This window comes from Acidimicrobiales bacterium, from assembly GCA_035316325.1.
Taxonomy (GTDB): domain Bacteria; phylum Actinomycetota; class Acidimicrobiia; order Acidimicrobiales; family VFJN01; genus DASXTK01.
Window position 1 is genome coordinate 1 of record DATHJB010000039.1, and the last position, 24,215, is coordinate 24,215.

Annotated in this window: 23 protein-coding genes; 13 read left to right on the plus strand and 10 right to left on the minus strand. The window is 74.1% G+C overall.

Annotated elements, in window-relative coordinates; all coding sequences use genetic code 11:
- Window positions 1–203 precede the first annotated feature (203 nt).
- Genes VK611_05490 through VK611_05530 form a run of 9 tightly spaced genes read left to right on the plus strand, consistent with a single transcriptional unit; the run spans window position 204 to window position 9,006 of the window.
- Window positions 204–1,607 carry a cobyrinate a,c-diamide synthase gene (locus VK611_05490; GenBank protein ID HMG40759.1) on the plus strand — a complete coding sequence of 468 codons (1,404 nt, stop codon included), beginning with the start codon at window positions 204–206 and terminating at the stop codon, window positions 1,605–1,607.
- A 58-nt stretch (window positions 1,608–1,665) separates the two neighbouring features.
- Complete coding sequence (gene cobI, locus VK611_05495; GenBank protein HMG40760.1) at window positions 1,666–2,661, plus strand: precorrin-2 C(20)-methyltransferase; 996 nt, start codon at window positions 1,666–1,668, stop codon at window positions 2,659–2,661.
- Complete coding sequence (gene cobM, locus VK611_05500) at window positions 2,658–3,506, plus strand: precorrin-4 C(11)-methyltransferase (protein HMG40761.1); 849 nt, start codon at window positions 2,658–2,660, stop codon at window positions 3,504–3,506. The genes cobI and cobM overlap by 4 nt, the downstream gene beginning before the upstream one ends.
- A complete protein-coding gene (locus VK611_05505) occupies window positions 3,506–4,630 on the plus strand; it encodes a cobalt-precorrin-5B (C(1))-methyltransferase (protein ID HMG40762.1) in 1,125 nt (374 codons plus the stop codon). The genes cobM and VK611_05505 overlap by 1 nt, the downstream gene beginning before the upstream one ends.
- On the plus strand, window positions 4,623–5,837 hold the full coding sequence (cbiE, locus tag VK611_05510) for a precorrin-6y C5,15-methyltransferase (decarboxylating) subunit CbiE (GenBank protein HMG40763.1): 1,215 nt from the start codon (window positions 4,623–4,625) through the stop codon (window positions 5,835–5,837). The genes VK611_05505 and cbiE overlap by 8 nt, the downstream gene beginning before the upstream one ends.
- On the plus strand, window positions 5,834–7,540 hold the full coding sequence (gene cobJ / locus VK611_05515) for a precorrin-3B C(17)-methyltransferase (GenBank protein HMG40764.1): 1,707 nt from the start codon (window positions 5,834–5,836) through the stop codon (window positions 7,538–7,540). Before cbiE ends, cobJ begins: the two co-directional genes overlap by 4 nt.
- Window positions 7,537–7,731 carry a 4Fe-4S binding protein gene (locus VK611_05520; protein ID HMG40765.1) on the plus strand — a complete coding sequence of 65 codons (195 nt, stop codon included), beginning with the start codon at window positions 7,537–7,539 and terminating at the stop codon, window positions 7,729–7,731. The genes cobJ and VK611_05520 overlap by 4 nt, the downstream gene beginning before the upstream one ends.
- Window positions 7,728–8,327: a precorrin-8X methylmutase gene (locus VK611_05525; GenBank protein HMG40766.1), complete on the plus strand. Its 600-nt coding sequence runs from the start codon at window positions 7,728–7,730 to the stop codon at window positions 8,325–8,327. Before VK611_05520 ends, VK611_05525 begins: the two co-directional genes overlap by 4 nt.
- 13 nt (window positions 8,328–8,340) lie before the next feature.
- Window positions 8,341–9,006 carry a hypothetical protein gene (locus VK611_05530; protein HMG40767.1) on the plus strand — a complete coding sequence of 222 codons (666 nt, stop codon included), beginning with the start codon at window positions 8,341–8,343 and terminating at the stop codon, window positions 9,004–9,006.
- 54 nt (window positions 9,007–9,060) lie between these two features.
- Here the strand turns inward: VK611_05530 and VK611_05535 are convergent, their stop codons facing one another.
- The 5 genes from VK611_05535 to VK611_05555 all read right to left on the minus strand — a co-directional run bounded on the left by VK611_05535 (window position 9,061) and on the right by VK611_05555 (window position 14,948).
- Complete coding sequence (locus VK611_05535) at window positions 9,061–9,312, minus strand: hypothetical protein (GenBank protein HMG40768.1); 252 nt, start codon at window positions 9,310–9,312, stop codon at window positions 9,061–9,063.
- Window positions 9,313–9,358: 46 nt separating this feature from the next.
- Entirely contained in the window at window positions 9,359–10,801 is a 1,443-nt protein-coding gene (locus tag VK611_05540) for a hypothetical protein (protein HMG40769.1), read from the minus strand.
- A 31-nt stretch (window positions 10,802–10,832) separates the two neighbouring features.
- On the minus strand, window positions 10,833–11,597 hold the full coding sequence (locus VK611_05545) for an SDR family NAD(P)-dependent oxidoreductase (protein ID HMG40770.1): 765 nt from the start codon (window positions 11,595–11,597) through the stop codon (window positions 10,833–10,835).
- A 36-nt stretch (window positions 11,598–11,633) separates the two neighbouring features.
- Window positions 11,634–13,346, minus strand: a complete 1,713-nt coding sequence (locus VK611_05550; GenBank protein ID HMG40771.1) for a copper resistance protein CopC — start codon at window positions 13,344–13,346, stop codon at window positions 11,634–11,636.
- A 264-nt stretch (window positions 13,347–13,610) separates the two neighbouring features.
- Window positions 13,611–14,948, minus strand: coding sequence for a glycosyltransferase family 39 protein (locus VK611_05555; GenBank protein HMG40772.1), 1,338 nt, complete (start codon window positions 14,946–14,948; stop codon window positions 13,611–13,613).
- 229 nt (window positions 14,949–15,177) lie between these two features.
- On the opposite strand from VK611_05555, the gene VK611_05560 reads away from it, so the two are divergent.
- Window positions 15,178–16,479 carry a DUF2786 domain-containing protein gene (locus tag VK611_05560; protein HMG40773.1) on the plus strand — a complete coding sequence of 434 codons (1,302 nt, stop codon included), beginning with the start codon at window positions 15,178–15,180 and terminating at the stop codon, window positions 16,477–16,479.
- A 17-nt stretch (window positions 16,480–16,496) separates the two neighbouring features.
- Here the strand turns inward: VK611_05560 and VK611_05565 are convergent, their stop codons facing one another.
- Together VK611_05565 and VK611_05570 are read right to left on the minus strand one after the other, a co-directional pair.
- Window positions 16,497–18,260: an acyl-CoA dehydrogenase family protein gene (locus VK611_05565; GenBank protein ID HMG40774.1), complete on the minus strand. Its 1,764-nt coding sequence runs from the start codon at window positions 18,258–18,260 to the stop codon at window positions 16,497–16,499.
- A gap of 31 nt (window positions 18,261–18,291) precedes the next feature.
- Entirely contained in the window at window positions 18,292–18,588 is a 297-nt protein-coding gene (locus VK611_05570; protein ID HMG40775.1) for a lipopolysaccharide assembly protein LapA domain-containing protein, read from the minus strand.
- An 89-nt stretch (window positions 18,589–18,677) separates the two neighbouring features.
- Here VK611_05570 and VK611_05575 point away from each other — a divergent pair, with 89 nt between their 5' ends.
- A complete protein-coding gene (locus tag VK611_05575; protein HMG40776.1) occupies window positions 18,678–19,472 on the plus strand; it encodes an SDR family NAD(P)-dependent oxidoreductase in 795 nt (264 codons plus the stop codon).
- Between the two features lies 1 nt (window position 19,473).
- On the opposite strand, the gene VK611_05580 is transcribed toward VK611_05575, so the two are convergent.
- Both VK611_05580 and VK611_05585 read right to left on the minus strand, forming a co-directional pair.
- Window positions 19,474–20,307 (minus strand): alpha/beta fold hydrolase, encoded by an 834-nt coding sequence (locus tag VK611_05580; GenBank protein HMG40777.1) that lies wholly within the window; start codon window positions 20,305–20,307, stop codon window positions 19,474–19,476.
- A 28-nt stretch (window positions 20,308–20,335) separates the two neighbouring features.
- The gene (locus VK611_05585) at window positions 20,336–20,971 is read right to left on the minus strand and encodes a TetR/AcrR family transcriptional regulator (protein HMG40778.1); all 636 of its coding nucleotides are present in this window, start codon (window positions 20,969–20,971) and stop codon (window positions 20,336–20,338) included.
- 75 nt (window positions 20,972–21,046) lie between these two features.
- Here VK611_05585 and VK611_05590 point away from each other — a divergent pair, with 75 nt between their 5' ends.
- Together VK611_05590 and VK611_05595 are read left to right on the plus strand one after the other, a co-directional pair.
- The gene (locus VK611_05590) at window positions 21,047–21,667 is read left to right on the plus strand and encodes a carboxymuconolactone decarboxylase family protein (GenBank protein ID HMG40779.1); all 621 of its coding nucleotides are present in this window, start codon (window positions 21,047–21,049) and stop codon (window positions 21,665–21,667) included.
- 14 nt (window positions 21,668–21,681) lie between these two features.
- Window positions 21,682–23,571, plus strand: coding sequence for a hypothetical protein (locus tag VK611_05595; protein HMG40780.1), 1,890 nt, complete (start codon window positions 21,682–21,684; stop codon window positions 23,569–23,571).
- A 9-nt stretch (window positions 23,572–23,580) separates the two neighbouring features.
- On the opposite strand, the gene VK611_05600 is transcribed toward VK611_05595, so the two are convergent.
- The coding region (locus VK611_05600; protein ID HMG40781.1) for an LLM class flavin-dependent oxidoreductase at window positions 23,581–24,215 on the minus strand (635 nt) is incomplete at its 5' end.

Sequence of the window (24,215 nt, forward strand, 5' to 3'; positions counted from 1 at the left end):
CCACCTGCCGGGCGAGGGCGCTCATCTCGGCGACGCTCTCGGGCGAGCGCGAGCCGTGGCCCACCAACAGGAGGCCTTCGGTGCCTTGCCCGGTGCCTGTGCCGGGTCCCGGATCGTCGAGAGGTGCCATGCGAGCGGCACCTTAGCAGCCTCGACGCAACGGGTGGCACGACGTAGGGCAGATCCGCGCTAAGGTCACATCCATGCAGATGGACGGCCATGCGAGCCAGTCGACGGAGGGGTTCCTCGGGCCCCGCCTCGTCGTCGCGGGCACGCATTCGGGTGTCGGGAAGACCACCGTCGCCACCGGCCTGCTGGGTGCCCTACGGCGTGCCGGCCATCGTCCCGCCGCCGCCAAGGTGGGGCCCGACTTCATCGATCCCGGCTACCACGCCCTCGCCTGCGGCCGACCCCCGCGCAACCTCGACGCCTGGCTGTGCGGCGCCGACGCCGTGCGCCCCCTCGCCGGGCGGGCGGCGGCCGGCGCCGACGTGCTGGTCGTCGAGGGTGTCATGGGGCTGTTCGACGGCGCCGTCGACGGGGCGCCGTCCTCCACTGCCGACGTCGCCCGGCTGCTCGACGCCCCGGTCGTGCTGGTGGTCGACGCGGCGTCGCTGAGCCGCTCGGTGGCGGCGCTCGTGTCCGGCTACGCCGGGTTCGACCCGACGGTGCGCTTCGCCGGCATCGTCCTCAACCGGGTGGGGTCCGACACCCACGAGACGCTGCTCCGGGAGGCGCTCGACCCCCTCGGCATCCCGGTGCTCGGCGCGCTGCGACGGGACGACCGGCTCACGTGGCGCGACCGCCATCTCGGCCTGGTGCCGGTGGCGGAGCAGCCCGGAGCGGTCGCCGCCGCGCTCGACCGGCTGGCCGTCGCGGTGGCGGAACGGGTCGACCTGGAGGCCGTGCTGCAGCTGGCCCGCACCGCGCCTGACCTGCACGTGAACGGTCCGACCGTGGCCCGGCGGGTCGTCCCGGAGGGCCGGCGCGTGCCCGTCGCCGTCGCCGCCGGAGCCGCGTTCACCTTCACCTACCAGGACACGCTCGAGGCGCTGGCGGCCTGCGGGGCCGAGCCCGTGCCCTTCGACCCGCGGGCCGACGAGCACCTGCCCGACGGTGTCGCCGGCCTGCTCGCCGGGGGCGGCTTCCCCGAGGTGCACGCCGCCGACCTGGCCGCCAACACGCCGCTGCTCGACGACGTGCGTCGCCGGGTCGAGGGCGGCATGCCGGCGTGGGCCGAGTGCGGCGGGATGCTGTGGCTGTGCCGCAGCCTCGACGGCGTGCCGATGGGCGGGGTGCTGCCGGCCGACGCCCGCATGACCGACCGCCTCAGCCTGGGGTATCGCACCGCCGAGGCCGCCACCACGTCGCCCGTGGTGCCCGCCGGCGGCACCGTGCGGGGCCACGAGTTCCACTACTCGGCGGTCGAGCCGTCCGGTGGAGCGCTCCGGCTCGCCAGCCGCTGGGGCTCCCGCGACGACGGCTTCGCCACGCCGTCGCTCCTGGCCACCTACCTGCACGTGCACCCCGGTGGCGACCCGGCGCCGATCGAGCGGTTCACGGCGGCGTGCCTGGCGGCGGCTCCCGTGGGGGCGGCAGCGCAATGAAGCCCGCGCCCCGAAAGGGTGTTCCCATGACCATGCCCTACGTTGTACCCTACGTCCAGTGCGCAAGACCTCCGTCTACCTTCCCGACCACCTGAAGCGAGCGCTCACCGCCCGCGCCTCGGCGACGCGGCGCTCGGAGGCCGAGGTGCTGCGGGCCGCGGTCGAGCTCGAGGTGGCCACCCGCAGCCCCGCCGCGATCGCGGCGGTCAACCTGGCCGACAACCCCCGGCCGGGCCGACTCGTGGGAGTCGGTGTGGGCCCCGGCGATCCCGACCTGCTCACGATGCGGGCACTGACGGCGCTGCGCCGCGCCGACCGTGTGCTCGGCCCCTCCACGGCACCCGACGCCATCGGGCGGGCCGAGACGATCGTGCGGGAGGCGGCGCCCGACGTGGAGGTCGAGCGGGTGGCGTTCGCCATGCACCCCGACCCCGGCGTGCGGGCCGAGGCCATGGGCGCCATCGCCGACACCGTCACCGGCTACCTCGACGACGGCGACGAGGTGGCGTTCATCACGCTTGGCGACCCGCTCACCTACTCCACCTTCTCCGCCCTGGCCGACGCCGTGGACGCCCGGCGGGCGTCCACCCTGGTCGAGGTGGTGCCGGGGATCATGGCGTTCCAGTCGCTGGCGGCGCGCACCCGTACCACGCTGGTCGACGAGCGCCAGCGGCTCAGCGTCCGCACGGCGCTCGACGGCGACATCGCCGACGGCGGCCTGGCCGACGACCTTGCCGACCCCTCCTGCACCGTCGTCCTCTACAAGGGCGGGCGCCACCTGCCGGCGGTCGCGGATGCGGCCCGCGAGGCCGACCGCCTCGACAACGCGGTCGCCGGCGAGCTCCTCGGCATGACCGGGCAACGGGTCGGGACGCTCCACAGCATGGCCCGGAGCCCGGCGAGCTACCTCGCCACAGTGATCCTTCCGGCCACCGAGGGAGGCGTGGAACCGGCGGCACCGGTGGCACCGCCGGCGACCGCGGCTGACACGGCTGCCATCACTGCGCCGACCGAGGCTGACGCCGACGCCGACAGCGCGCAGGTCCCGTCGTGATCAGCTTCGTGGGGGCCGGGCCCGGAGCGGCTGACCTGCTCACCCTTCGGGGGGCGGCGCGGTTGGCGGAGGCCGAGGTGGTCGTGTGGGCCAGCTCGCTGGTGCCGGCGGAGCTGCTGCAGCATTGCGGGGCCGGCGCCGCGATCCACGACTCGGCGACGATGACCCTCGAAGACGTCCTCGACGTCTACGCCGCCCACCCCGACGACACCCCCGTCGTGCGGCTCCACTCCGGCGACCCGTCGCTCTACGGCGCCATCCAGGAGCAGGTCGACTGGTGCGCCGCCAACGGCCGGGCCTGGGAGGTGGTGCCCGGCGTGTCGTCGGTGTCGGCCGCGTCGGCGGCGGTGGGCCGTGAGCTGACCATCCCCGGCGTGAGCCAGAGCGTCGTCGTCACCCGGCTGGCCGGGCGCACGGCCGACTCGATGCCCGCGGGCGAAGGGGTCGCCGCCTACGCCCGCCACGGTGGCACGCTGGCGGTCCTGCTGTCGGCGGCCCGCCCCGACGAGCTGCAGCAGGAGCTGCTCGCGCCCGGCTCGGCGTTCGGGCCCGACACACCGGCGGCGATCGTCGTGCGGGCCACGTGGCCCGACGAGCAGGTGGTCCCCACCACCGTGGGCGAGCTGGCCGAGGCGCTGCGCTCGACGGGGGCGACGATGACAGCGCTGGTCCTGGTGGGCGAGGCGCTGGCCCACCAGGACGACGAGCGTCGCAGCCACCTCTACGCGCCCACCTACACCACGGCCTACCGGCTGCGGTCGAACCAGGGGTCGACCACCGGGCGCCCGTCGGCCCGCCGCACCGACGCCAGCGCTGCCGCAGGCGACACCTCGGGGACGGGCTGATGTCCACCTACGAGCCGCCGCTGGCACCCGAGGTCGCCGACGCCAAGGGCCTGCGCACCGGCTGGACCACGGGCACGTGCGCGTCGGCGGCGGCCAAGGCGGCCACGTTGTGGCTGGTGGAGGGGCAGGTGCCCGACCAGGTCGAGGTGCCGCTGCCGTCCGGGCGACGGGTGGGGTTCCCCGTGGTCGACGTCGACGCGGCGCGGCCGCACCGCTGCGCCGTCGTGAAGGACGCCGGCGACGACCCCGACGTCACCAACGGCGCCCACATCACCGCCGAGGCCCGCTGGTCCGGCACGCCAGCGGCCGAGGCAACGGGTGAAGCGGCCGGCGAGGTCGAGCTGCGCAACGGCAGCGGTGTCGGCACCGTCACGCTGCCCGGCCTGGGCCTGGCGGTCGGCGCCCCGGCGATCAACCCCGTGCCCCGGCGGATGATCACCCAGGCGGTGCGTGAGGTCACCGACCGCCCCCTGGTCGTCACCATCTCGGTGCCCGGCGGCGAGGCCATGGCGGCCAAGACGTCCAACGACCGGCTCGGCATCGTCGGGGGCATCTCCATCCTGGGCACCACCGGCATCGTCAAGCCCTTCTCCACTGCCAGCTACCGGGCCAGCGTGGTGCAGCAGATCGACGTGGCCGCCGCCCAGGGGGAACGCCACCTGGTGCTCGCCACCGGTAGCCGCAGCGACCGGGCCGCCCAGCGGTTGCTGCCGGAATTGGGGTCGGTGTGCTTCGTCGAGGTGGGCGACTTCACCGGCATCGCCCTGCGGCGGGCCGCCACCGACGGGCTGGAGCAGGTCACCTGGGTGGGCATGGCCGGCAAGATCGCCAAGCTGGCCGCGGGCGTGCTGATGACGCACTACCGGCGGTCGAAGGTCGACGGCGAGCTGCTCGCCGACGTGGCCAGAGCCTGCGACGCCCCCGCCGAGGTGGTCGAGGCGGCCACCGCCACCGCCACCGCCCGCCACTTCGCCGAGGTGTGCCTCGGCCTCGGCGTCACCGAGCCCCTCGCCGAGCTGTGCCGCCGCGCCGCCGCGGCCTGCGTGTCCCACACGAACGGAGCCCTCCCGGTGGAGGTCGTGATGGTCGACTTCGAGGGCGAGGCGGTGATCGCCCGTGGGTGACGCAGCGGTGGTCGACATCGTGGGGCTCCACGGGGGGCAGTGGTTCGGGCGCGACGCCGAGGTCGCACTGCGGCAGGCCGACCTGTTGATCGGCCACGCCCGGCAGCTGGCGGTGCTCCCCCCGGACCTGAGCGGCGAGCACGTCGAGCTGTGGGGTGATCTCGACGAGGTGCTGTCGTTCGCCGCCGCCCGCCGCGACGAGGGTCGGCGGGCCTGCATCCTGGCCGCGGGCGACCCCGGCTTCTTCGGCCTGGTCCGGTTGGCGGCGGCCCGGTTCGGCGACGAGGGCGTGGCCGTCCACCCGGCGCCGTCGTCGATCGCCCTCGCCTTCGCCCGGGTGGGCACCAACTGGGACGACGCCCGGGTGGCCTCGGCCCACGGCCGGCCCCTGGAGCACGCCGTCGCCGCGGTCCTGGAGCACCCGAAGGTCGCCGTCCTCGTGTCCCGCGACCAGCCCCCCGAGGCGCTGGGCAAGGCGCTCGTGGCAGCCGGCTCCGGGGCTCGCCGGGTGACCGTCTGCAGCCGCCTGGGCGAGACCGACGAGGAGGTCGTCCGCACCGACCTGCCCGGTCTGGCCGCCGGCACCTTCGATCCCCTGTCGGTCGTCGTCGTCCAGGCGCCCGACCCGGTGGGTCACCAGTCCGGGATGGGCGTCCGTTGGGGCGTCGACGAGAGTGCCTTCGCCCACCGCGACGGCATGGTCACCAAGGCCGAGGTCCGGGCCGTGGTCCTCGGGAAGCTGGCCCTGCCCCCGGTCGGGGTGCTGTGGGACGTCGGTGCCGGCAGCGGGTCGGTGGCGATCGAGTGCGCCCGCCTGGCGCCCGGCCTGCGGGTGTTGGCGGTCGAGCAGAACCCGGCCGACTGCGAGCGGCTGCGGGCCAACGAGCGCGAGGCCGGCATCGGGGGTGCGGTGCTCGTGCAGGTCGTCGAGGGCGTGGCGCCGGGAGCGCTGGCCGACCTGCCGACGCCGGACCGGGTGTTCGTGGGCGGCGGCGGCATCCCGGTGCTCGACGCGGTGCTCGCCCGTCTGGCCGACGGCGGCGTGGTCGTGGCCGCGTTCGCCACCCTGTCGACCGCGGCGGCGGCCGCCGATCGCCTCGGCAACCTCGTCCAGGTCCAGGTCAGCCGGGGAGTGCCCATCGGGGCCGAGGGTCGGCTGCGACTCGCGGCCGAGAACCCGGTGTTCGTCTGCTGGGGGCCGTCGTGACGGTCGTGACCATCAGCGTGACCGAGGCGGGCGCGGCGCTCGCCCAGCGGCTGCCCTACCGCCACGAGCACGGCGACCTGGGCGACCGGGTGCGCCGCCTGTGGCCCGAGGTCGACGGCCTGGTGCTCGTCTGCGCCACCGGCATCGCGGTGCGGGTGATCGCACCCCTGCTGGGCGACAAGCACGACGACCCGGCGGTCGTCTGCGTCGACGACGGCGGCCGGTGGGCGATCGCCCTCGCCGGGGGCCACCACGGCGCCAACGCCCTCGCCACCGAGGTCGCCTCCCTCCTGGGCGCCGAGGCCGTGGTCACCACCGCCACCGACCTCGCCGCCCTGCCCGCCCTCGACACGTTGCCGGGCTTCCGCTTCGCGGGCGACGTCGCCGCCGTCTCCCGCGCCTGGCTCGACGGCCACCCCCCGACCGTCGACGCCTCCGACCTGCCCCACTGGCCCCTACCCCCCGCCCTCACGTCGTCGGCGTCCCTCGGTGGGCCCGGTGGGCCCGGCGGAACGGTCGTGGTGACCGACCGGGTCGTCCCGGAGGCTGCGGGCACGGTCGTGCTCCAGCCCGAGTCGCTGGTGGTGGGCGTGGGGTCGTCGTCGGGGGCCGAGGCCGGGGGGATCGCCGAACTGCTGGCCGGAGCCTTGGCCGAGGCGGGCCTGAGCCGGGCCGCCGTCGGGCTCGTCGCATCGGTCGACCTCAAGCGGGGCGAGCCCGGGATCGTGGCGCTGGCCGCGGAGCTGGGCGTCGAGCTGCGGACCTTCCCCGCCGACGTCCTCGCCGGTCAGGACGTCCCCACCCCGAGCGACGTGGTCGCCCAGGCCGTCGGCACGCCCAGCGTCGCCGAGGCGGCGGCGCTCGTCGCCGCGGGACCGGGCGCCCAGCTCGTCGTCCCCAAACGGCGTTCGTCGGAGGCGACCGTCGCCATCGCCCGCCGCCGCCGGCCGGAAGGCCACCTGGCCGTCGTCGGGTTGGGCCCGGGCGACGCGGCGTTCCGGGCGCCGGCCGCGGCCGCCGCAGTGCGTCGAGCCGAGGTCGTGATCGGCTACGACCTCTACGTCGACCTGGCCTCCGACCTGCTCGCACCCCACCACGAGGTGGTCCGCTCCCCGATCGGCGCCGAGGCCGACCGCTGCCACGACGCCCTCCGCCGCGCCGCCGAGGGTCGGCACGTCGCCCTCGTCTGCTCGGGCGACCCGGGGGTCTTCGCCATGGCCTCCCTCGTCTGCGAGCTGGCGCCCCACCACGGCAACCCGCCGCTGACGATCGTCCCGGGCGTCACCGCCGCCCACGCCGCCGCGGCCGTGCTCGGCGCCCCGCTCGGCCACGACCACGCCGCCGTATCCCTGTCCGACCTGCTCACGCCGTGGGAGGTCATCGAGCGGCGCGTCCAGGCCGTGGCCGAGGGCGACATGGTCGTGTCGTTCTACAACCCCCGCTCGCAGCGACGGACCTGGCAGCTCCCCCGGGCCCTCGAGATCCTCGCCCGGCATCGCCCGCCCGCCTGCCCGGCCGCGGTCGTGACCGACGTGGGCCGCACCGGCAAGGAGCACGTCCTGCGCACCACCGTCGCGGAGCTGGACCCGACCAGCGTCGGGATGCTGTCGCTGGTCGTCGTCGGCTCGTCGACCACCCGCTGGATCGGCAGCCGCATGGTCACGCCCCGGGGCTACAAGGCCGCACCGGAGCCCGCGCCATGACCGTCGCCGTCGCTCCGACCTGCACCGCCTGCGGGCTGTGCCTCGCCACGTGCCCCCCGCACGCCCTGCTCCGGGCCCCGCTCCGCCCCCGGGTGGTCGACGACCGCTGCACCGACTGCTGGCTGTGCATCGAGGTCTGCCCGGTCGACGCGATCGCGGCCGTCGCTCCGGCCCGGGAGGTCGGGCGATGACCGACATCCATCCGATCGAGGTCGAGAGCTACCGCATCCTCGCCGACCGCGTCGACCTGTCGGGCTGGCCGGACGGCGACCGTGACGTGGTGGCCCGGGTGATCCACAGCACCGCCGATCTCGAGTTCGCCGGCACGATGCGGATCGGCAGCCACGCGGTCGACGCCGCCGTCACCGCCCTGCGAGCCGGGGCACCGGTCGTCTGCGACGCCCACATGCTGCGGGTCGGCCTCACCCGCCTCCCCGGAGCGACGTGCCTCCTCGACGAGGTCCCGACGGCCCCACCCGGCTCGACCCGCTCGGCCGCCGCGATCCGCCTGGCCGCCGAGCGCCACCCCGACGGGGCGCTCTGGGTCGTCGGCAACGCCCCCACCGCCCTGGAGGAGATCCTCCGCCTGCAGGCCAGTGGCGACCTCCGACCAGCCGCCGTCGTGGGCCTGCCCGTGGGGTTCGTGGGAGCAGCCGAGTCGAAGGCGGCGCTCTGGGACAGCCCGCTGCAGCCCGTCGCCATCACCAACCGGGGCGAGAAGGGAGGGACGCCCGCCGCGGCCGGTGCGGTCAACGCACTCGTGCGCCGGGCCGCCGCTCGCCCGTAACATCCGTCACGACATGCAGATCCGACCGGTCCTCCTTATCAGAGGGGTGCTGCTCGTGGCAGTCGCGCTGGGCACGTTCCTGTCGTCCCCGGCGTCGGCCCATGGCGGCGACCCTGTCATCACCGTCGACCAGGTGCACCCCGGCCCGGGGTCGACCCACTACTTCGTCACGATGACCTGGGACGACGGCGACCCGATCGCCGACGGGTCGCTCACGGCGACGCCCATCGCCCCCGACGGCACCGAGGGCGAGCTGGTCGTGCTGGAGACGACGGGCGACGGCGTCTACCAGGGGCCGGTCCCGATGGACGCGCCCGGCACGTGGACGGTGCGGTTCACCTCGGTGGAGCCGCCCGGCTCGATCGAGACCACCCAGGTCGTCGAGGGCCCGCCGACCACTGAGGCCCCCACGACGACCGCGGCCTCCGAGACCACGTCTCCCACCACGGCCGCGCCGGATGCCACCGAGGCCCCGGTCGACACCGACGACGAGACCGCCGCCGACGACGAGGGGTCCGACGACGACTCCAGCTCGGCGCTCCCCTTGATCCTCGGCGGGATCGTGCTGCTCGCCATCGTCGCCGCAGCCGTCTACGCCGTGACCCGCCGCAAGCCCCCGACGGACGGGGACGGCCCCGCCGACGACACCGACGACGTCAGCACCGACACTCCCGCCTGACCCCTTCGACCGGCCGACAGGCCGAACCGGCCGGCCCGGCGGCTCCAGGAGCAGCTAGGCCCGGGTGGACGGGGACGTCGTCGAGCGTTCGCGGATGCTGCGGCGGACGCGGTCGAGGACGTCGCCCATCGCCTTCGCGATCGCCTTCTCGCCCTTCGGCGTGCCCGCACCCGGCACCTGGCGGACGGTGCCGGCGAAGGCGCCCACCGGGATGTCGCCCAGGAACCGGCGACGCCACGTCGACGGCTTGTCCTCGATCTCGTCGTGGATGTCCGAGTGGTTCTCGGCGTGCTCGGCGTCACTCATCGAAAGCCCCCGCAGGTTCGGCTCCCGGTGATGCTACCGGCCTTCCTCACGACCAGCCCCGAGGCCGCCCGCGCCGGGTGGCGGTGAGCAGCAGCGTCGTCGGCACCAGGGAGACGAGCGCGCACGCCAGCCACACCGCCTGAACCGAGTCGTCGGCCACCCCCGTCACCGGCGCCGCAGCGGCGATGTAGACCGCGATGGCGTTGGTCAGCGTGAGCGCCCGCACCCCGCGGAGGATGCGCGACACCCAGTAGTGCTCGCCGGGCCGCGCCAGGAACGTCGACACCACGCCGGGCAGCACCAGCAGCAGAGCGGTCGAGTCGTCGAGGTTGCTGAGGCTGATGCGGTGGGCCAGCGACGCGGCGAGGAACAGCAGCACGGTGGAGAAGGTCGAGCTGACCGCACTCGACCGCAGCAGGCCGTCGGGCGACGGGCGCACCAGCACCTCGGCGCTGTAGGCGTCGGCGACCGGCACGTCGTCGTTGTTGGCGTGCAGCCCCAGCACCGAGCCCTGCGTGCCGGAGGTGCCGAACGAGCGACGCTGCGGGTCGTCGGCCACGGCCCCGAACAGCTCGCCACCCGCGATGACGAGCCCGTCGGGGGCGTCGAACTGGAAGTGGTAGCTCGACGTGGACGTGACCGACGGCGCGTCGAACACGAACGACGTCGGCTGCAGGGCGATGCCCGACCGCAGCGGCAGCCCGTGCGCCTCCCGGAGCGCGGGCCCGACCTCCTGGGTGATCTTGAAGATGGTCCGGCGCCGCAGCTCGCCCAGCCCGACGTCGGCCAGGAGCAGGTAGTTGGCGTCGAAGGTCGTGACCGCCCAGTGCGCCAGCTCGGCGGGCGTGGCGTCGACCCCGACCCGGCCGGGCTCGGTGAGCTCCAGCAGCTGCAGGGCCGCCTCGGCGCCCGGGTCGTCGTCGGCGGCCACCCGCTCGATGGCGGCGACGACGTCCGGCGTGATCTCCAGCTCGGCCTGCTCGATGGCGGCCCGCAGCACGGCGTTGGCGGCCATGGCGCTCTGGTGGCGGGTCAGCAGCGGCACCGAGCGGTCGCCCAGGCGCAGGTCGAACGCCAGCAGCTGCTTGGTGGTGACGAACCGCAGCGGCACGAAGAAACGGCCGAACCCCACCTCGTCGGCCAGGTCGGTCACCGGTGGCGGGACCCGGCAGTCGATGCTCATGTGCCGGCGGATGCTGCGCTCCCCCGACAGCTCCACGTTGTCGACCCGGCGGTCGACCCAGCTCCACTGGGTGGCGACGAGGGTCCACAGCAGCCGGCCGAGGTCGGCGAACGCCGGGTGCTCGGGGTCGAGCAGCACGTCGTAGAGGTCGAGGTCGGGCGGTCGGGCCGGGGTGGGAGCGGAGCCCGGGACCCACAGCGCGGAGCGGACCGACGCCCGCCGGGCCAGCCGACGGTACGACTGGCGCGCCGCAGCGCCGGTCGCCGGCCCGGGGAACGGCGGTGGATCGGTTGAAGGGTTGGTCATCGGTGCCCGCCTCCGTCTCGCGCTCGCTGGGTCACACCAGCGTGAGGCCACCGTCCACGGTGATCACGGTGCCGGTGAGGTAGGCCCCGGCGCGGGAGCTGAGGAAGATGGCGGTGCCGGCCATGTCGTCGGGGGCGCCGATGCGCTTCCGGGGCGCCATGGCGGCGATCTGGTCGCCGGCCGCGGCGAGGGTGGAGGCCATCATCTTCGACTCGAAGGGCCCGGGGGCGATGGCGTTGACGGTGACGGTCGGTGCCAGCTGCACGGCGAGGTGCCGGGTGAGCTGGTGCACCGCCGCCTTCGACGCCGAGTACGAGTAGGTCTCCATCATCGGCACGTGGATGCCGTCGACGGAGCCGATGTTGATCACCCGGGCCGGGTCGTCCAGCGTGCCGGCGGCTTCGAGGAGCGGCCGCAGGAACTTCGTGAGGTGGAAGACGCCCTTCACGTTGAGCGACAGCACCCGCTCCCAGGCGGCCTCGTCGAACTCCGCCATCGGGGCTCCCCAGGTGGCGCCGGCGTTGTTGACCAGGATGTGGAGGGCGTCCTCGCGGGCGGCGACCTCGCCGGCCAGGCGGCGGCACTCGTCCTCGGTCGACAGGTTGGCCGGCAGGGCGACGCACTCGCCGACCTGCGACAGCTCGGCGGCCACCTTCTCGCACACCTCGGCCTTCCGGGACGAGATGTACACCTTGGCGCCGGCCTCGACGAACCCTCGGGCGATCATCAGGCCGATGCCCCGGGAGCCCCCGGTGACGAGTGCGGTCTTGCCGGCGATCGAGAAGAGGTCGCTCATGCCTCCGGAAAGTACCCGGGGTCTCCCTGCGCCGCCTTATTTCACGGGGACCTCGATGGTGAGGGAGTCCTGGTCGAACTCGTCGACCCGCACGTCGACCGCCAGCGTCCACCGGCCGGGGAACGGGATGTCGGCGTCCACGGCCACGTAGACGCCGCCGCCCTGCGCCTCGAGCTCCAGCGGGATCGTCGGGACGTCCCGGGCGGGGAGCGACAGCCCGGCGCTCACGTCGACCGCCTCCAGGGGCTCGCCGCCGTGGGTCCTGGTGACGAGGTGGACGTCGGTCAGGCCGGCCTTCGCCGGGTCGACCTCGACCTCCAGGAGCACCACCGACCCGTGCAGCTCGGCGGCGAACGTCGGCGACACGGCGTCCTTGCCGGGGATGGTGTTGACCAGCAGCGCGGTGACGGCGAGGACCAGCACGGCGACGACGACCTCGACCCCGACCGAGAGCCGCAGGGCACGGAGGGTCGGGGCATTGCCGTCGCTCTGGTCCGCCTGGCGGCGCCGCACCCACGACCGGCTGAGCGCGGCAGCGGCGATCATCGCGGCGAAGAGCAGCACCTTGACGATCAGCACCCGGCCGTAGGTGGTGTCGAACAGGGCGTCGAAGCCGCGCAGCTGGCGCCACGCCTGGACCGTGCCGGACACGACGATGGCGCTCACGGCGACGAAGGCGTAGGTGGAGAAGCGTTCGACGACGGAGCTCGTGCCGGCCGTGGTGTCGGTGTCGGGCGCTTCGACCTCGGTGTCGACGGCCGCGGCGCCGACGGTCGACGTCGCCGGCCGGGCCAGGGCGTCGCTCCGGAGCACGGCGAAGAACAGCATGGCCAACCCGCCCAGCCAGAACGCCACCGAGCCGAGGTGGACGATGTCGGTGACGAAGGCGAGGACCACGAAGTCGCCCGCCCCGGCATGGCCGGCCAGGGTGATCGTGGCGAGCAGCGCCAGGCCGGCGCCGACCACCGCGGCGACGGTGCCGGGCTTGGTGGAGCCCGACGACGTCGCCCGACGCCGCCCCCGAACCACGATGGCGACCACGGCGAGCACCCCCAGCAGCGCCAGGCGCACCAGCCACACGCGACCGGGCCGAGTGCCGAGCACGTCGCCGACCGGGCCCGCGTCGACCACGCCCCCGATGCCGGCGCCCTCGCTGTAGGCGGCCTGGAAGCCGAAGCTCAGCACCGTGGCGACCACCGCCGCGCCCCAGCCGACCACGACGAGGCGCCGAGCCCGCCGGTCGGCCACGCCCGCCGGCCACAGCAGCGCCAGGAAGAACACCCCGCCCACCAGGAGCACCAGCCCGACGAAGCCGGTGAAGCGGACCGCTCCGAACAGCGTGCCGACCGTGGCGTCGCCGCCCTCGGCCGCCACGAGGCGGTCCATGAGGGCCTCGGCCTCGGCGCCGGCCGTGGTGCCGGCGGTGCCGACCCGGAACGTGAAGGCGCCACGGATCGGGTGGCTGTCCTCGGAGGCGACCCGCCAGGTGACGACGTAGGCGCCGTCGTCGAGGTCGGGGAGGTCGACGCCGATCATCTGGGCCTTGCCGTCGACGTGGCCGGGGTCGCTGGTGTCGACCTGGTCGCCCGAGCTGTCGAACACCTCGACGGCGTCGTCGAACGGATCGACGGGCTCGCTGTAGGTGAGGACGACCTGCTCAGGCGCCTCGTCGAGCTGGGCGCCGGCTCCCGGCGACGTCTCCAGCAGCTCGGCGTGGGCCGACGCCGGCGACGCCGCACCCCCTACCACCAGCACAATTGCGCCGACGCACGCACACAGGCACGCGCCCCCTCTCGTCAACGCTCGTCGCACGATCCCTCCTGGCCGGTCCTCTAGAACGTCAGCGGATGGGTCCGCCTGGTCTCGTGTTGCGGTGCTGTGCTGCCAGAGGCCCCGCTGTTGAGCAGGTGCTCGGCCGCCAAGTTCCGGACTCGTGGGCTGCACGAGCCCCCTATCCGCTGGGCCTCTTACCAGTCGCTCGGGAAGCCCGCCTGGTTCCGAAGTTCCGGGTCATCACCAGGTTGCCCGGCGGGACCGGGCGAACCGCGCGAGGCGGCGGGCCCCGATCGACGCGTAGACGCACCAGACGGGCCAGATCGGCACGCGGAAGCGGTAGCCGGCGTCGGCCTCGGGCCCGGCCCCGGCGAGGACGGTGTAGGCGACGAGCGCGATCGGGATCGCGTGGGCGAGCCTCGACGTGCCGTCGGACGACCTCCGCAGCGACAGCGCCATGCCGACCAGGGCCAGGCCCTCGACGGTCCACACCGCCCCCAGGCCGAGTGCTCGCACCGGTGCCGGCGGGCTCTCGCCGGTGAAGTACCCGAAGGCCGTCACCCAGCCCGACTGCACGAGCTGCGAGAGCACGCCGTCGGCCACCTGCCGCCCGCTGATGTGCGGCTCCGAGCGCAGGATCTCGAGCCCGAGGCGGCCGGCGGCGTCGTAGTACCGACCCTGGTCGTGCGCCATCTCGGGCGGCACGGTCCCGTGGCTGTGCGCGTCGTAGTCGAACTCGACGCCGAGGTCACGACCCAGGTCGCGGGTGAGGCGGCGCCGGGCGTGGTCGAAGCTGACGTCGTCCCGGCGGGCGACGGCGTCGGCGGCTCGGTACCAGTAGGTGTTGACCGACTCCACCGCGCTGAACCGCCACGACCCGACCTCGGCCTGGTTGCGGACGTTCCACGCACCCAGGAGGGCGACGCAGGGCAGCAGCGCGATCGCGCCCGCCCGCAGGATCGCCGTGCGGGTGCGGCGTTCGGGCTCCCGCAGCGCCTTGATCCCGAGCAGCCCGGCCACGATCGCCACGAAGTAGAAGGTGGTCGGACGAACGTAGGTGGTCGCCACCAGGCCTGCGGCGAAGGCCAGGCCCCACCGCCGGTCGAATCCCCTCTGGGCGAAGCGGACGGCGGCGTAGGCCGTGAACGCCAGCAGGACGGTGGCCACGGACTCGGTGGCGACGTAGCCCGCCGTCGCCGCCTGCAGCGGGTCGAGCGCCAGGAGCCCGCCGGCGCCGATCCCGACCCGGTGCGACCCGGACAGCCGCCAGCCCAGCAGGATCGCCAGCAGCACCGACAGGCCGCTGAGCAGGGCCTGGAGGATGACGACGGCGGTGGTGCTGTCGTCGGACACCCAGAAGACGGCCGCCAGGAACGCCGGGTACCCGGGGGTCCGCACGAACTCCGGTGACTCGCTGTCGGGCGCCCGGTCGAACTCCCGGTTCTCCAGGAGCGACTGCGCCGGTTCGATGTACGTGGGCGCGTCGTTCGAATCGACCGCCCGGCCGGGATGCGCCGAATCGACGCCCGCGACCAGCCCCACCCGCACCACTGCGGCCGCGACGACGACTGCCGCCACGACCCACCACGTCCGCGCCGATGCCATCGCTCTCCACCAACTCCGCCGATTCCGCCGCCTCCATGCTGGCACGCGACCATCCACCGGGTCACTGCCCGGGGGTGTTCCCGCGATGGCGGGGCTTCACTGTCACAGCCCTTGCGTAGGGTCTGGGGAAGACGAAAGGGGCGGGTGAAGGGACACGGAGATGCGACGGCGTAGCGGCAATGGGCGGAAGTTCAAGGAGAGGGTGGCTGGTGGCGACGCCGGCTTCCGGGGCCAGGCGTCGCCCCGGTGGGACGCGTTGGTCACGGCCGCGGCGCAGGCGTCGGCGTACGGCGACGGGCGCGACGCCTTCGCGCGGGTACGTCAGCTCGCCGACCGGGCGTTGCAGGGCGACGCCGCCGGGCTGTCGGAGGTCCTCGGCACCAAGCTGGTCACCGCCGTGAGCGCCTGTTGGGACCGGGGCTGGCAGCCCGCCGACCTGACGCACGTCGTCGGCCGCCAGCTGAAGTCCGACCATCGGCGGGTGCTCGCCGACGTGGTCGCCCTCGAGGCCGCCGCCTACGTCTACGCCGTCCACGCCGATCCCGGGTGGCTCGCCCAGGTCGACGCCGTCACGCCCGACGTCGCGCCGCCCGACCGTCACGGCCTGCTCACCCACTGGACCGCCACCCGGTTCGACACCTACGACGCCATCGCCACCGCCGTCGAGATCCTGGGGTACCTCTGGCGGCTGCCCACCCAGCCCCGCCTGTGTCCTCCCCCGTCGGCGTGGGGGCAGGAGTCCGCGGCTGCTGCCGGGGCCAGCGCGACGGGCCGCCGACGTTCGGGCGGCGGCGGCGGGGCCCATGCCGCCGACCCGAAGGTCACCCAGCGGGTGCGGGCGCTGCTGGCGAAGGCCGAGTCGACCGACTTCCCGGAGGAGGCCGAGGCCTTCACCGCCAAGGCCCAGGAGCTGATCGCCCGGCACGCCATCGACCAGGCGATGCTCGACGCCGGTGCCGACCACCCCGGCCGGGGCACCGCCGGGCGCCGGCTGCTCATCGACGACCCCTACGCCAAGGCCAAGTCGCTGCTGCTCAACCAGGTGGTCGCCGCGAACCGCTGCACCTGCGTGTGGCACCCCGACTTCTCGATGTCGACGGTGTTCGGCCAACCCGGCGACATCGACGCCGTGGAGCTGCTGTTCACGTCGCTGCTGACGCAGGGCACCGCCGCCATGGTCACCGCAGGCCGGTCGCTCGGGGCCCAGGCCCGGGAGCGGTCGTTCCGGCAGAGCTTCCTGGTGGCCTTCGCCAGCCGGATCGGCGAGCGATTGAGCGACGCCACGGCCGCCGCGGTCGACGCCGCCCGCGAGGAGCACGGCGACGGCGTCCTACCGGTGCTGGCCAACAGCGAGGCCGCCGCTGCGGCCGCCCGCACCGAGGCCTTCCCCAACCTGAAGACCCAACGCATCTCCACCAGCAACTACCACGGCTGGATCGCCGGCCAGGCCGCCGCCGACGCCGCCCGGCTGGGCCCGGAGGCCACCCTCAACCGCGCCCCCTGACCTCGACCGCCCGAGAGTCAGGCGGTGGCGGCCTTGGTGGCGAGGTCCGGGGGGATGGTGGTGAAGGAGAGGAGGTCGCGGCCGGTGAGCTGGGCGGAGTTGTCGGACCAGGGGCCCTCCGGGGACAGGTGGCGGAGGACGTAGCGGCGGGCGACCAGCGCCTTGTGGGTGGCGAGGTCGCCGTCCTCGCCGGCCTGCTCCAGCAGCAGCGCCGCGGACACCGTGCGCTGGAGGAACGCCGACAGGCGGTGCGACCGGGCCTCGGCGTAGTCGGGGTCGGCGGCGAGGAGCTCCTCGGTGCGGTCGCTCAGGTGGGTGGCCGCGTGAGCCACGGCGTCGATCGCCTCGGCCAGCCACGGCGGACCGCCTTCGCGAGCGACACCGAGCGCCGCCTCCACCCGGGCCACCACGGCCTCGTGGGCCCGCACCTGGCGCATCGAGCGGAGGACGTCGAGCGTGCAGATGTTCTCGGAGCCCTCCCAGATCGGGTGGCACTGGGCGTCGCGCAGCTGCCGTGTGAGGCCCCAGTCCTCGCAGTAGCCGTTCCCGCCGTACAGCTCCACCGTGTACGACGCCGCCTCCACACCGAAGCGGCACAGCCGGTTCTTGGCCGCCGGCACCAGGATGCGCCGCAGCCGCTCGCCGTCGGGGAACGCCAGAGCGTTGGCGCACTCGAAGCCCAACGCCACCGCCCCTTCCAGCTCCACCAGGAGATCGACCAGCTGCTCCCGCACCAGCGGTAGGTCGACGAGCACCCGCCCCTTCGCCCGCCGGTCGTGCGCCCAGATCGCCGCCTCGACGAAGCAGCGCCGGGCGATGCCCAGCCCCATCAGCGCCACCCCGAAGCGGCTGCCGTTGACCATCTCCATCATCCGGCCGAGCCCGCCGGCATCACCGCCGGCGCCGGCACCCGAGCCCGAGTCCTCCGACGACCCCCGCAGCGCGAACCCGATCGCCCCGTCGAACTCGACCTCGCCGGTGGGCACGCTCTTCGTCCCCAGCTTCTGCTTGAGCCGCCGGATGGCGTAGTGGTTGCGGCTGCCGTCCTCCAGCGTCCGCGGCACCAGGTACAACCCCAGCCCCGCCGACCCCTCCGGCGCGCCCTCGGGCCGGGCCAGCAGCACGATCGCGGCACCGTCGACGTTGGAGGCGAACCACTTCTCGCCGCTGATCGCCACCCGCCCGTCGCCCAGGTCGCGGGCCACGCAGTGCACGGTGCGGCCCAGGTCGGAGCCGCCCTCGCGCTCGGTCAGGAACATCGAGCCGTCCACCGCGGAGTCGGCATCGGCCGACCGCAGCCCGGCCATCAGCGGCCCCCGCACCTCGGCGGGCGCGTACCGGTCGACCAGGCCGGCCACCCCGGACGTCATCCCGAGGCTGCACACCAACCCCGTGTCGGCCTGCGACAGCAGGTAGTTCGCCGCCCCCAGCACCACGCCCGGCGCCGGCCGCCCCCGGGCCGCCTCCTCACCGGCGAAGCCCGACGGGTAGCCGGCGTCCCACAGCGCCCGCTTCGAGTCGAGCGTGGCGGGATGGTGCACCACCTCGTCGACCTCCGCCGCCCAGCGGTCGTAGCGGACCAGCTCGGGCGGGTGGGCGTCGACGATCTCGCTGTTGGGGGCGACCTTCTGGCCCACCAACGCGCCGAACGACGTGAGCAGATCGTCGGCCCACTCGCGATCGGCGGGGCTGCAGTCGCGCCGCACCCGGGCCCGGAGGTCGGGATCGATGGTGTACCAGTTGAGGCCGATCGCCCGTTCGTAGCTGGCCCAGTCGATCATGGGTTCCTCCCTCGGCTCGCCGCCGACACGATCAGGACTTCTTGCGCCGCCCCCGCACCAGGCCGATCCCCTGCCCGAACAGGGCGCCGAGCACCATGCTCAGCACGATCACCAACCACAGCGGCTGCGATCCCCCGAAGAACAGGAAGTCCATCTCGACCTTGTTGCTGTTCTGCACGACGAAGATCACCGCAGCCAGCAGTGCGAGGCCGGCGACGATCAACCACGCCCTCACGTCGCGGTCGACCTTGCGGGCGCTGGTGACGGTCTCGTCGTCGGTGGACTTCCACTTGCTGCCCGAGGGGAGGTCGTCGGAGCTCATCGCCATTGCCTCGGATCGTACGCGGCGACCTCCCCTTCGACACGGCACGTCACTTGCTAGATGAGCGACAAGGAACAGAAGTACAGTGCCGGGCCGTGCCTGGAACCGACTTGTCGACGCGGACGGTGCTGGTCGTGGGCGCCGGGACCCGCCTCTCGGACGATCCGGACGCCCCCGCCGGCAACGGCCGCGCCATCGCAGTCGTCGCGGCGCGCCGGGGGGCCACCGTCGTCTGCGCCGACCGCGACGGTGCCGCCGCCGAGGCCACCGCGGCGCTGATCCGGGCCGACGGCGGGACCGCCCACGTGGTGATCGGCGACGTCGCCGACGAGCAGGCCTGCACGGCCGTCGTCGAGCGGACGGTCGAGGTGGCCGAGGACGCGGGTCACCGGTTCGGCGGGCTGGCGGTCAACGTCGGCATCGGCCTCGGTCGGGCCGCCGGCCTGGCGGGCACGACCGCCGACCAGTGGGACGCCACCTTCGCCGTCAACCTCCGCGCCCACTTCCTCCTGGCCCAGGCGGCGCTCCCCCACCTCGCCGAGAGCTCGTCGGTGGTGTTCATCGGATCGCTGGCCGGCCTCCGACCCGGGAGCCGGCTCCCCGCCTACGACGCCTCGAAGGCTGGGCTCGTCGGCCTCAGCCGGCACGTCGCCCTGGAGGGCGCACACCGCGGCATCCGGTCGAACCTCGTGGCACCCGGCCTGATCGACACGCCGTTGGGCCGGGCCGCGTCGGCCGGACGACCGTCACGCCGCCGCACCGGCGTCCCCCTCGGCCGCGAGGGCACCGCCTGGGAGGTCGCCGAGGTGGTGACGTTCCTGCTGTCCGACGCCGCCTCCTACGTCACCGGCCAGACCGTCGCCGTCGACGGCGGCCTCGGCCTCATCTGAGTCAGCTCGAGGCGACCGGCCACGTCGCCTCGGGCGAGGCGAGGTGGCGGTCGAGGAAGTCACCCATCAGCTGGTTGACCAGGTCGGGTTGCTCGATCGTGCACAGGTGGCCGGCATCGGGGACCACCGCCAGCTCGGCGCGCCCCAGCCCGTCGCGCACCGCCTCGCTGTACGCCCGGGGCACCAGCACGTCGTGGTCGCCCCACAGCACGAGCGCCGGCGCCCGGATCTCGCCCAGCCGGTCGAGCAGGTCGAAGCCGGCGACGGCCAGCGCCGTGCGGGCGTAGGCGTCGCGGTCGGTGCCCAGCGCCTCGCGCATGTTGTCGCGGATGACCTCGGGCCGGTCGCGCACCGTCGTCGGGCTCCAGGCCAGGCCGGCGGCCGTGCCACCCGGCAGCGGCGTGTCGGCGAAGCCCTGCTCGCGCACGAACCGCGAGATCGCCTCCAACCCCAACCGGTACGACTCGTCGGGCCGGGCCGCGGTGTTGGCCAGGATCAGCGAGTCGACCAGCCACGGGAACCGCAACGCCAGGTCGAGGGCGATCATCCCGCCCATCGCCAGGCCGGCGACGTGGGCGTGCGTGATGTCCAGCGCCGCGCACACCGCGACGACGTCGTTGGTGAACAGGTCGATCGTGTAGCGCCCGCTGGTCCGTTCGGAGCGACCGTGGCCGCGTTGCTCGACGGCGATGCAGCGGAAGCGGTCGGACAGGCCGTCGAGCTGCGGCGCCCACTCGCGCCAGCTGCCCCCGATGCCGTGCAACAGCAGCAGCGGCGGACCGGAGCCCTCCTCCACGACGTTGAGCCGGGTGCCGTTGACCTCGTCGATCAACATGTCGTGCGCGCCTCCACCTGGTCGTGCCCTATCCGTCTGCCGCGAGCGCCCGGGTCAGGGAGGTGAGGACCTCGGCGGTCACCGCCTCGACGTCCACGGACGCCGGGTCCATCAACGATTGCAGGCCCACACCCCGGACGATGCCGAAAATGACCACTGCTTGAGCAACCGGATCGACGTCCGGCCGCACCTGGCCGAGCTCGACGCCTTCGACGAGCTCGTCGACGATCATCTGCCGCACCGCGCCCTGGTGGACGTTGAGCGCCTGCTGCAGCTCCGGCGGCGCCCCGGCTGCCTCGCCGACCATCACGTAGATGGCCCGCATGTAGGGGTACGGGCGGTCGAGGGTGTCGAGGAAGACCCGCATCATGCCGAGCAGCGCAGGGAGCCCGCGCTCGGCGCCGACGGCCGGGCCGGCCAGCACCCGGAACTCCTTGAGGACGTCGTCGACCAGCGCCAGCAGCAGGTCGGTCTTCGAGCCGAACAGGTAGCCGGGGAGCCCGTGGCTGCAGCCGGCCTCGCGGGCGATGTCGGCGAAGCTGACGCCGGTGGTCCCCCGTTCGGCGATGACCTTGGCGGCGGCGTCGAGCAGTCGCCGCTCGGAGATCGCGCGGCGCTCGGCCTGGGTGCGTCCCGAGCGCACGTTGCGCATCGTTCCGGGCACGCTCAGATGCTAGATGATCATCCAGTCGAGGGGTGCCGGCTGCGGGTCGCATCGCCAGGGGTACGCTCGCTGCCTGTGACGGACGCGGGCGACACGCACAGCGACACGGCCGGACAGGGGGAGCTTCCCGACTGGCCCCACCCCGAGCCGGAGCTGCGCCTCCCGCCGGTGGCCCCCGGGCAGCGCTCCGAGGCGACGGCCGAGCTGCTGCAGTCGCTCAAGTTCGACCCGGACGGCCCCGACCCCAACATCTTCGCCACCCTCGCCCACCACCCCCGGCTGCTGAAGCGGTGGTCGGCGTTCGGGGGCACGCTGCTGTACCGCTCGGAGCTGAGCGACCGCGAGCGCGAGCTGCTCATCCTGCGCACGGCGTGGCACTGCCGGGCCCACTACGAGTGGAGCCACCACGTCCCCCTGGGGCAGCGCGTCGGGATCACGCCCGAGGAGATCACCCGGGTGACGGAAGGTCCGTCCGCGCCGGGCTGGGACGAGGGCGACGCCGCCCTCCTGCGGGCGGCCGACGAGCTGCACGCCGACGCCGTGATCGGCGACGCCACCTGGGCCGAGCTGGCCAGGCGCTACGAGCCCGCCCAGCTCGTCGAGATCCCGATGGTCGTCGGCCAGTACCACCTGGTGGCCTTCACGCTGAACTCGCTGGGTGTGCAGCTCGACGGACCGGACACACCGGAGGCTTGACGGAGGCGGACACCATGGCGGACGACACAGGCCCGGCAGCACGACACAGTGCGCACGAGTCGCACCCACCGCCACGACCGACCGACCTCACGCGCTCCGCCCTCGACTTCGACCGCCGGCCCCCGACCCACTGGTTCGACCCGGGCGTGGTGGTCACGTCGGGGCTGCGCCACGTGCTGACCGCGGTGTTCGGCTCCTTCCTCGACAAGCGGGAGCTGCAGGCCAACATCCCGGCCCGGGCCGACCTCCGGCACGCGGACGACCCCGAGCTGTGGGTCGACTACATCGCCGACACCGGCGACGGCTTCGACTCCACGTACACGATGGCGTCGCTGCTGGCCCAGCGGGAGCTGAAGATCGACGGTCTCGACACGGCGCTGCGCCGGGGCGAGCTGCTGGTGCTCGGTGGCGACGAGGTCTACCCCGCCGCCACCACCGAGAACTACGAGCAACGCCTGGAGGGACCGTTCCGGGCGGCGCTGCCGTGGACCGTCGGCGACCACCCGGGCCTCTACGCCCTGCCCGGCAACCACGACTGGTACGACGGGCTCACGGGGTTCCTCCGGCTCTTCGGCCAACACCGCTGGATCGGCGGCTGGACCACCCGGCAGACCCGCAGCTACTTCGCCGTGCAGTTGCCCCACCGCTGGTGGCTGTGGGGGATGGACATGCAGTCCGACCAGTTCGTCGACGAGCCCCAGCTGCGGTTCTTCGCCGACGTGCTCGAGCTGAGCCGGCCGGGCGACCGGCTGGTGCTGGCCACGGCCGAGCCGTCGTGGATCACCAACGAGCGACGGCCCGGCGCCTACCGCAACATCGCCTACGTGGAGCGGCGCCTGCTGCGACCCCACGGCATCCGGCTGGAGCTGGCGATCGCCGGCGACCTCCACCACTACAACCGCTACTCGCTCGTCGCAGAGGCGGGGGCCGGGGCGCCTGGGGACAAGGCTGTGGGCGACGCTGTGGATTCACCGTCCACAATGTCTGTGGACAGCGACGACGGCTTGTCCACACCTGCCCCGCACCTGTTGACAGTCGGTGGCGGCGGTGCCTTCCTCCACCCCACGCACGACCTGCCCCGTGAGCTGCACGTGCCCGCCCGACCCGACCGGTCGACCCCGTCGCACCGCTATCGGCGGAAGCTGACCTACCCCACCGTCCGCACGTCACGGCGCCTGGCCTGGAACGCCCTGCTGCTCCCGGTCCGGAACCCCGGCTTCCTGTGGGTGGGGGCGGCCCTGCAGGTCATGTTCCTGTGGAGCAACCAGTTCGGGCTGCGCAGCCTCGGTCAGGACCCGTCGCTGTCGTACGCCGGGTCGGCGCAGCAGTCGGGCTGGCGGGACCTCGCCGAGGGACTGCTGCGCAACCCGGTCAGTGGCGTCGGCCTGACGCTGCTGACCGTGGGGCTGGTGGTGCTGGCCCGACGGCCGCCGTGGGCCCGGCGCTCGTCGGTCGAGTGGCTGGTGCGGGGGCTGCTGGGCGTGACCCACGCGGCGGCGCACGTGACGGTGCTGGTGCTGGTGGCGCTGCTGAGCATCCACCTGGCGTCCGAGCTGGTGACCGGCGCCTGGTTCGTGGTGGTGGCCAGCCTCTTCGTCGCCGCGATCGGCGGCGTCGCCAGCGCCCTGGTGGTGGGCGCCTACTTCGCCATCGCCAACACCCTGCCGCGGCTGCGGGTGCACGGCAACGAGGCGTTCTCGGCCGCCCGACTGTCGAGCCACCGCAGCTTCCTGCGCCTGCACGTCGACCAGGACGGCCGGCTGACCGTCTACGTCGTCGGCGTCGAACGGATCGTGCGCCGCTGGCGACCCGAGACCGACACCGTCGACCCCGAGCGGTCCTGGCTCTCACCCGTGGGCGACCCGGTCCGCCCCCACCTGATCGAGCGCATCGTGGTGGAGTGAGCCGGCTCGTCAGGCCAGGGCAGGGGCCACCTCGGCGGCGACGAGGCGCAGGTGGTCGAGGTCGGCCAGGTCGAACACCTGCAGGTAGATGCGCTGGGCGCCGGCCTCGGCGAACGCCGCCAGCCGGTCGACCACCTCGGGCACCGTGCCGGCCGCACCGTTGGCGCGCAGCTCCTGCGGGTCCCGTCCGATGACCGCGGCCCGCCGGGCGAGCTCGGCCTCGTCGCGGCCGACGCACAGCACCAGCGAGTTGGACCACACCATCGTCGCCGGGTCGCGGCCGGCCTGCTCGCACGCCGCGGCCACGTTGTCGATGCGGGGCTTGAACTCGTCGAGCGTGGCGAACATGGCGTTGAACTCGTCGGCGTAGCGGGCGGCCAGGCGGGGCGTGCGGGTCGACCCCGAGCCGCCGATGATGATCGGAGGACGGGGCGTCTGCTGCGGCTTGGGCAGCGCCGGCGAATCGTCGAGCCGGTAGTGCTCGCCGGCGAACGAGAACCGCTCGCCCTCCGGCGTCGTCCACAGCCCGGTGACGATCGCCAGCTGCTCCTCCAGCCGGTCGAAGCGCTCCTTCAGGCTCGGGAAGGGGATGCCGTAGGCGGTGTGCTCGGCGTCGTACCAGCCGGTGCCGAGACCCAGCTCCA